General features: G+C 71.5%; 7 protein-coding genes. All 7 read left to right on the top strand.

Features of this window, described 5'->3' with window-relative positions:
- Positions 1-180: 180 nt before the first annotated feature.
- The 7 genes from QM582_RS18545 to QM582_RS18515 all read left to right on the top strand — a co-directional run bounded on the left by QM582_RS18545 (position 181) and on the right by QM582_RS18515 (position 7,450).
- The gene (locus tag QM582_RS18545; RefSeq protein WP_415086923.1) at positions 181-1,002 is read left to right on the top strand and encodes a sulfurtransferase; all 822 of its coding nucleotides are present in this window, start codon (positions 181-183) and stop codon (positions 1,000-1,002) included.
- The gene (gene alr, locus QM582_RS18540) at positions 999-2,129 is read left to right on the top strand and encodes an alanine racemase (RefSeq protein ID WP_415086922.1); all 1,131 of its coding nucleotides are present in this window, start codon (positions 999-1,001) and stop codon (positions 2,127-2,129) included. Before QM582_RS18545 ends, alr begins: the two co-directional genes overlap by 4 nt.
- A gap of 17 nt (positions 2,130-2,146) precedes the next feature.
- Positions 2,147-3,694, top strand: a complete 1,548-nt coding sequence (locus QM582_RS18535) for a glycoside hydrolase family 31 protein (protein ID WP_415086920.1) — start codon at positions 2,147-2,149, stop codon at positions 3,692-3,694.
- 164 nt (positions 3,695-3,858) lie between these two features.
- Positions 3,859-4,626, top strand: a complete 768-nt coding sequence (locus QM582_RS18530; protein ID WP_415086918.1) for a DeoR/GlpR family DNA-binding transcription regulator — start codon at positions 3,859-3,861, stop codon at positions 4,624-4,626.
- Positions 4,627-4,684: 58 nt separating this feature from the next.
- On the top strand, positions 4,685-5,701 hold the full coding sequence (gene galE, locus QM582_RS18525; protein WP_415086917.1) for a UDP-glucose 4-epimerase GalE: 1,017 nt from the start codon (positions 4,685-4,687) through the stop codon (positions 5,699-5,701).
- Positions 5,702-6,219: 518 nt separating this feature from the next.
- On the top strand, positions 6,220-7,005 hold the full coding sequence (locus QM582_RS18520; RefSeq protein ID WP_415086915.1) for a DeoR/GlpR family DNA-binding transcription regulator: 786 nt from the start codon (positions 6,220-6,222) through the stop codon (positions 7,003-7,005).
- A 7-nt stretch (positions 7,006-7,012) separates the two neighbouring features.
- Positions 7,013-7,450: a PTS sugar transporter subunit IIA gene (locus QM582_RS18515; RefSeq protein ID WP_415086914.1), complete on the top strand. Its 438-nt coding sequence runs from the start codon at positions 7,013-7,015 to the stop codon at positions 7,448-7,450.
- Positions 7,451-7,462 lie beyond the last annotated feature (12 nt).

Genomic DNA, 7,462 nt, shown 5'->3' with positions numbered 1-7,462 from the left:
GCGCGATCGAGTGGCCCGGGTGGCCGCGGTGCGCCGGACGGCGCCCTGCGCCGGCTCGCATCGAGGTCGGGCACAACCGGCGGATTCCGGCACAGCAGTTGGTGCCGGAATCCGCCCGCTCTTTCCAGGGACGACCGCCGAAGGGTGATCACCGGGTGCCGGATCTGACAGGCTGGGGCAATGGCGCGCGACGACGTGGTGGTGACGGCGGATCAGCTGGAAGAACGGCTGGCCGAGGTCGACCTGCTGGACGTCCGGTGGCGGCTGGGTGAACCGGCCGGCGCGGGACGCGACCGCTACCGGGAGGCGCACCTGCCGGGCGCCCGCTTCCTCGACCTGGAGGCGGTGCTGACCCGGCACGGGGAGCCCGCCGAGGGACGCCACCCGCTGCCGGACGCCGACACCCTGGCCCGCGGGCTGGGTGAGTTGGGCGTGGACGGCAGCCGTCCGGTGGTGGTCTACGACGAGGCCGGTTCGTTCGCCGCGTCCCGGGCCTGGTGGGTGCTGCGCTGGGCCGGTCTGGACGTCCGGGTGCTGGACGGCGGCATCGACGCCTGGACGGCGCAGAACCGGCCGCTGACCAGCGGCGACACCGAGGTCGAGGCGGTTTCGCTGACGCTGACCACCGGGCAGCTGCCGACCATCGAGGCCGACGACGCCGCCGGCTTCGACGGCACCCTGATGGACGCCCGCGCACCCGAGCGGTACCGCGGCGAGACCGAGCCGATCGACCCGGTCGCCGGTCACATCCCCGGAGCCGCCAACGTCCCGGTCGCGCAGTTCTTCACCAGCGACGGCCGGCTGCCCAGCCAGGACCGGCTGGCCGAGCTGCTCGACCGTCCAGGTCCGCTGGCCGCCTACTGTGGGTCAGGGGTGAGTGCCGCCCAACTGGTGCTGGCCGGCGCCAGCATCGACCGCCCGATCGCGCTCTACCCGGGCTCCTGGTCGGCGTGGAGCAACGACCCGGCGCGCCCGGTCGCCACCGGGGACGAACGCCGATGACCTATCCGACCACCGCGTGCACCCTGCTGGGCAACATCGAGGCCAACCTGCGTGGCATCCGGGCCCGGGTCGGCGACCGGCTCGTGCTGGCCGCGGTCAAGGCCAACGCCTACGGGCACGGGGCGCTGGCGGTGGCGTCCATGATCGAACTGCGCGGCGCCGCCGACTGGCTCGGCGTCGCCACCGTCGACGAGGGACGCCAGCTGCGCAAGGCCGGCATCAGCCTGCCGATCCTGAAGTTCTCGCCGACCCGGGGCGCCGCCGAGATCAGCCGGGCGCTGGCCTCCGCACTCACCCTGACGGTGGTCGACGAGGCGTCGATCGAAGAGACCTCGCAAGTCGCCGAGATGATCGGGCTGACCGGTGTCCACGTCCATCTCAAGGTCGACACCGGCATGCGCCGGGTCGGCGTCGAGCCCGCCCAGGCCCCGGCGCTGGCCGCCCGGATCGCCGCCGACGAAGGGCTGCGGCTGCAGGGCCTGTTCAGCCACCTGCCGATCTCGGACAGCCCGGCCGGGGCCGACTTCACCCGCGCCCAGGCCGAGCTCTTCGCGTCCACCGCGGACGCCGTCGAGGCCGCCGCCGGCCCGGTCGAACTGAAGCACCTGGCCAACTCCGGCGCGGTGCTGGGGCATCCGGAGACCTGGTTCGACATGGTCCGCCCCGGCATCATGATCTACGGCAGCCTGCCCGACCCGGACGCCGAACGCACCGTCGAGCTGCGCCCCGGGCTGGAGCTGACCACCGCCATCTCGTTCCTGAAACCCGTAGCCGCGGGCGAAACCGTGGGTTACGGACGGACCTGGACGGCACCCCGCGACAGCTGGATCGCGACCATCCCGGTCGGCTACGGCGACGGCTACTCCCGGCTGCTCTCCAACCGCGGCCGGGTGCTGATCGGCGGCCGTCCCTACCCGATCGTGGGCCGGGTCTGCATGGACCAGACCATGGTCGACCTGGGCCCCGAACCGGTCGCCGCGCTCGGCGACGAAGTGGTGCTGATCGGACGCCGCGGCGAGGCCGAGATCACCGTCGCCGAGGTGGCCGACCTGATGGGCACCATCCCCTACGAGGTGACCTGCCTGATCACCGGACGGGTCACCCGCGACTACGTCCAACCCTCCTGAGCCGGAAGCGAGACCCTGTGACCACACGCACCGACGCGTCCACGACCATCCCCCTGCTGACCGGCGAGCTGTGGTGGGGCGGCGCGGTTCCCGACGGCGGTGCGATGCCGTTCGGACGCCGTCCGCACCGCCGCGACCTGGCGGTCAACGCCGGCCTGGTCGACGACCCCACCGCGGGCGCCAACCAGTCCGCGCCGCTGCTGCTCTCCAGCGCCGGACGCGCGGTGTGGTCGGAGCGGCCGTTCGCCTTCGGGTTCGCCGACGGACGCCTGGAACTCGACACCCCGGTCGAACTGATCGAGACCGGCGGCGGACTGCGGGACGCCTACCTGGCCGCCGCACGGGCGTTCTTCCCGGCGTCCGGACGCCTGCCGGCGCGCGAGCTGTTCACCGCGCCGCAGTACAACACCTGGATCGAGATGCCCTACCGGCCCACCCAGGACGGCGTCCTGGCCTACGCGGAGCGGCTGCTCGCGGCCGGCTTCCCGCCCGGCGTGCTGATGCTCGACGACCGCTGGAGCACCGACTACGGCGACTGGCGCTTCGACCTGTACCGCTTCCCCGACCCGGCCGCGATGATCGGGCGGCTGCATCGGCTGGGCTTCCAGGTGATGGTCTGGCTGGTGCCCTTCCTCAGTCCGGACGGCGACCCGTTCCGCGAGCTGCGCAAGGCCGGGCATCTGCTGCGCGGCGCCGACGGCGAGGTGCTGATCCGGGAGTGGTGGAACGGCTTCAGCGGGCTGCTCGACCTGACCGACCCGGGTGCGGTCGCCTGGCTGCACGCCCGGCTGGGCGAGTTGCGCGAGCTCGGCGTCGACGGCTTCAAGCTGGACGCCGGCGACCTGCGCGACTACCGGCTGGACGACCGGCCGTTCGGCGGCGGCGGGCCGGCCGAGCTGTGCGAGGCGTTCGGACGGATCGGCCTGGAGTACCCGTTCAACGAGTACCGGGCCTGCTGGAAGCTGGGCGGCCAGCCGCTGGCGCAACGACTGCACGACAAGCCGCCGACCTGGGGTGCCGACGGCCTGCTGTCGCTGATTCCCGAGGGCATCGCGCAGGGCCTGATCGGACACGCCTTCACCTGCGCCGACATGGTCGGCGGCGGGGACGTCTGCACCCTGGGCGCCGGCATGCCGGTCGAGCCGGAGCACTTCGTCCGCTACACCCAGGTCGCGGCGCTGTTCCCGATGGTGCAGTTCTCCATCTCGCCGGCCCGGGTGCTGGACGACGAGCATCTGGCCCTGGTGCACGCCGCTCTGGCGCTGCGGGCCCGGCTGCTGCCCGAGATCATGGAGCTGGCCGAGCACGCCGCCACCACCGGCGAGCCGATCATCCGCCCGCTGGCCTACCACCACCCGGGCTTCGAGGACGTCACCGACCAGTTCCTGCTCGGCGAGGACCTGCTCGTCGCGCCGGTGCTGGAGCGTGGCGCCCGAACCCGCCGGGTGGTGCTGCCGCCCGGACGCTGGCGCCGGATCGACGCCGGCGACGACGTCCACGACGCCGGGTTCCTGGAGCTCCCGGTCACCCTGGCCGATCAGCCGGTGTTCCGCCGGGAGCGCTGAGCGCGCTCAGTTCGCGCTGATTTCTCCTCGGGCGAGGTTCCGCGACATCAGCTCGGGGTCGCCGCCGGTGCCGGACGCGTACGGTCCGGCGATCAGGATCAGCATCGATTTGCTCACATCGGGCACGATACAGCAGAATCATGCAAGAACAAGAAGGAGTGGGCATGCTTGCTGCGGCACGGAAAGAGCTGCTCCTGGAGCGCCTGCGGCGCGACGGGCGAATCGTGGCCAAGGAGATCGCCGCCGAGCTGGGGCTGTCCGAGGACAGCATCCGCCGCGACCTGCGGGAGCTCGACGTGGCGGGCCTGGCGGTGCGGGTCTACGGAGGCGCCCTGCCGGCGTCCCCGGCGGTCGCCGACTACGCGGCCCGGACGACGGTCGCGCCGGACAGCAAGCGGCGTGTCGCCGCCGCGGCGGTGGCGCTCATCGAGCCGGGCGCGACGGTCATCCTGGACGGCGGCACCACCACGCTCGCGATGGTGGGAGCGCTGCCGCGGAGCTTCCGCGGCACGGTCATCACGCACAGCCCGACCGTCGCCGCGGCGCTGCTGAACCATGAGGCGGAGGTCTTCCTGATCGGCGGCCAGCTGTTCAAGCACTCCGCGGTCGCCTGCGGCGCGGCCGCGGTCGAAGCGGCGAACAAGATCAGCGCCGACCTGTTCTTCCTCGGCGTCACCGGCGTCCACCCGACCGCCGGGCTGACCACCGGGGACGCGGACGAGGCCGCGATGAAGCGCGCCCTGGCGTCCCGCGCCGCCGAGACCTACGTGCTGGCCAGCGACGAGAAGATCGGGACCGCTTCGCGCTACAGCGTGCTGCCGCTCGACGCGGTGACCGGGGTCATCACCGAGATCGCCGACAGTGACCCGATCGCCGCCGAGCTGACCGCGGCCGGGGCCGCCCTGGTCCACGCCGCCGACCGGGCTCGCTGACGCGGCCGGCGATCGGAGGGCGAGCGATGAGACAAGACGACGGGGGAAGGAGCATCGGATGCGTGTGCTGGTGACGGGGGGTGCGGGGTACATCGGCTCGCACACCACGCTGGAACTCCTGGCCAACGGCCATCACGTCGTGGTGGTCGACTATCTGTCGAACAGTTCGGCCGAGTCGTTGCGACGGGTGGCCGGCCTGGCCGAGCGGCCGGTGGAACTGGTCGAGGCCAATGTGGGCGAAGCGGCCGCCCTGGACGCCGTCTTCGCACGGTTCGCTCCGGAGGCGGTGATCCACTTCGCCGGTCGCAAGGCGGTCGGTGAGTCAACCCGGCTGCCGCTGCTGTACTACCGGGAGAACGTGGCCGCCACGATCACGCTGCTGGAGACGATGGCTGTCCACGACTGCCGGCGGATCGTGTTCAGCAGTTCGGCGACCGTCTACGGCAGCGCCTCCGAGGCGCCGTTCGCTGAGGACGCGCCGACAGCGGCGACGAATCCGTATGGACGGACCAAGCAGATGGTGGAGCAGATCCTCGCGGACGCGGCGGCGGCCGATCCGGCGTTGTCGGTGGCGGTACTGCGCTATTTCAATCCGATCGGTGCGCACGAGTCGGGGCTGCTCGGCGAGGACCCCAAGGGGGTTCCCAACAACCTGCTGTCGTTCGTGGCCCAGGTGGCCGCTGGACGCCGCACCGGGCTCCAGGTCTTCGGCAACGACTACCCGACCCCGGACGGCACCGGCCTGCGCGACTACGTGCACGTCGTGGACCTGGCCCAGGGGCATCTGTCCGCGCTCGACCGGTTGGGCGAGGGCGGCGGCTATCGGGTGTGGAACCTCGGCAGCGGCCGGCCGGCATCGGTGCTGCAGGTGATCGAGGCCTACGCGCGGGCCGCGGGGACGCGCATTCCCTACCGGCTGGTGGCCGCCCGCCCCGGCGACGTGGCGGCGTCCTACGCCGACGTGACCAAGGCCGAACGGGAGCTCGGTTGGACGGCGCACCGCAGCCTCGACCAGGCCTGCGCCGACACCGCCCGGTGGCAGGCCGGGTCTCCGGACGGTTACGCCGCCGGATAGCCACGGGGGTCGCCGGAACTGCCAGCCGTCGGCGGCGCAGCCGGCACCCCGAATTGCGGTGGTGAGTCCAAGTGCGGCCCGGCCGGGCTTGGATGTTGTGGGCGTTCGGCCGTCCGGCTGCGGCCCGGGGGCCGGGGAGCGGGCCGGTTGGCGCTGAGCGACGTCCCGCCGCTGGCCGCCTCAGCGTCCGCTCGTCGTCCCGTCCGGACGCCACACCCGGCAGCGGCGCAGCCCGGGCGGGAGTGGCCGGCACTCCAAGGCAGTCCAATTGGACAAACTTGGGATCCCAAGTTGATGAACCCGGCGAACCTACAGCGCATCTCAATATTCGGACAGCCTTGATGTCCGTTCAGGCGCGCTGGTCCCTATGCTGACTTGCTGTGACGCTCCTTCCAGCCCCCGGTGACGCGAGTCGGTGTACTGGGGTATTGGTTGTGAAAAGGTTGGGAATCGTGCAGGATTCACACCAGATTCGCCACGGGCGGCGAGTGCAACTCAACCGGAGGAGGTGCGGCCACATGGATATCGAGGAGCGTCACACGGCGATCGTCCAACTGCTCCAGTCCAAGAAGTCGGTCAAGGCGCTGGCGCTCAGCAAGCTGTTCGACGTCTCGCCGGAGACCATCCGCAAGGACCTGATGGATCTGCATGAGCGCGGCCTGCTGGTCCGGGTGCACGGCGGGGCCCGGATCCGTCCGACCGAGAAGGAGAGCGCCTACGAGCGGCGGATGTCGGTGCATCGGGCGGCCAAGCAGGCGATCGCGGCGGCGGCGCTGGCCGGCATCGAAGAGGGCTCCACCGTCTACATCGACTACGGCACCACCACCTACGCCCTGGCCGACGCCCTGGTTCAGGCCAAGCGGCGGGTCCGGGTGCTCACCAACGCCCTGCCGATCGCGACCCGGCTGTCTCGCAGCGAGACGGTGGAGACCATCGTGCTGGGCGGCATGGTGCGCGGCAACGAGGGCTCCCTGTTCGGCCCGATCGCCGAGAAGGCGCTGGAGAGCGTCTACATGGACGTCGGCTTCTTCGGCTGCGCCGGGATCGACGCGCTGGCGGGGGTGACCAACCACCATGCGCTGGAGGGTGCCACCTCGCAGAAGGCGATGAGCCACTGCCGCTCGGTGGTGGTGCTGGCCGCCGAGGACAAGCTCGACACCATCGCGGTGAACCGGCTTGCCGATCTCTCCCAACTCGACCTGGTGATCACCACCGGGACGCCCGGCTCGGAGTTGAGCCGGGCGCTAACCGAGGCCGACGTGTCGGTCGTCATCGCACAGGAGGAATCTCTTGGAATTTCATAGTCAGCTGATGTTCCCCGGATTGGCGGTCGCCGATCGGGACGAGCTGTTGCAGACCCTGGGCGGCGCCGTCACCGCGGCCGGCCTCGCCGAGCCCAGCTACGTGGCCGCCCTGCAACAGCGGGAACGCGAGTTCCCGACCGGGCTGGACCTCTCCGGCGGCGTCGCCATTCCGCACACCTCCGCGGACCACGTCAGCGGCAACACCATCGCCGTCGCGTCCCTGGCCCAGCCGGTCACCTTCCGCGAGATGGGCGGCGACGAGGACTCCACCGTCGAGGTCTCGACCGTGTTCATGCTGGTCTTCGCCGACGCCGCGAATCACGTGCCGCTGTTGTCGCACATGATCGGCAAGCTCCAGGACGCCGACTTCGTGGCGTCGGTGCGCTCCGCCGACGAACCCGCCGGCATCGTCGCGCTGCTCGAACAAGCCTTCGACGGCATCTAGGCCACGCGCCTC

The sequence above is a fragment of the Micropruina sp. genome (assembly GCF_047607385.1).
Lineage (GTDB): Bacteria > Actinomycetota > Actinomycetes > Propionibacteriales > Propionibacteriaceae > Micropruina.
The sequence above is the reverse complement of the archived record's forward strand: the minus strand, read 5'-3'. Positions and strand labels throughout refer to the sequence as shown.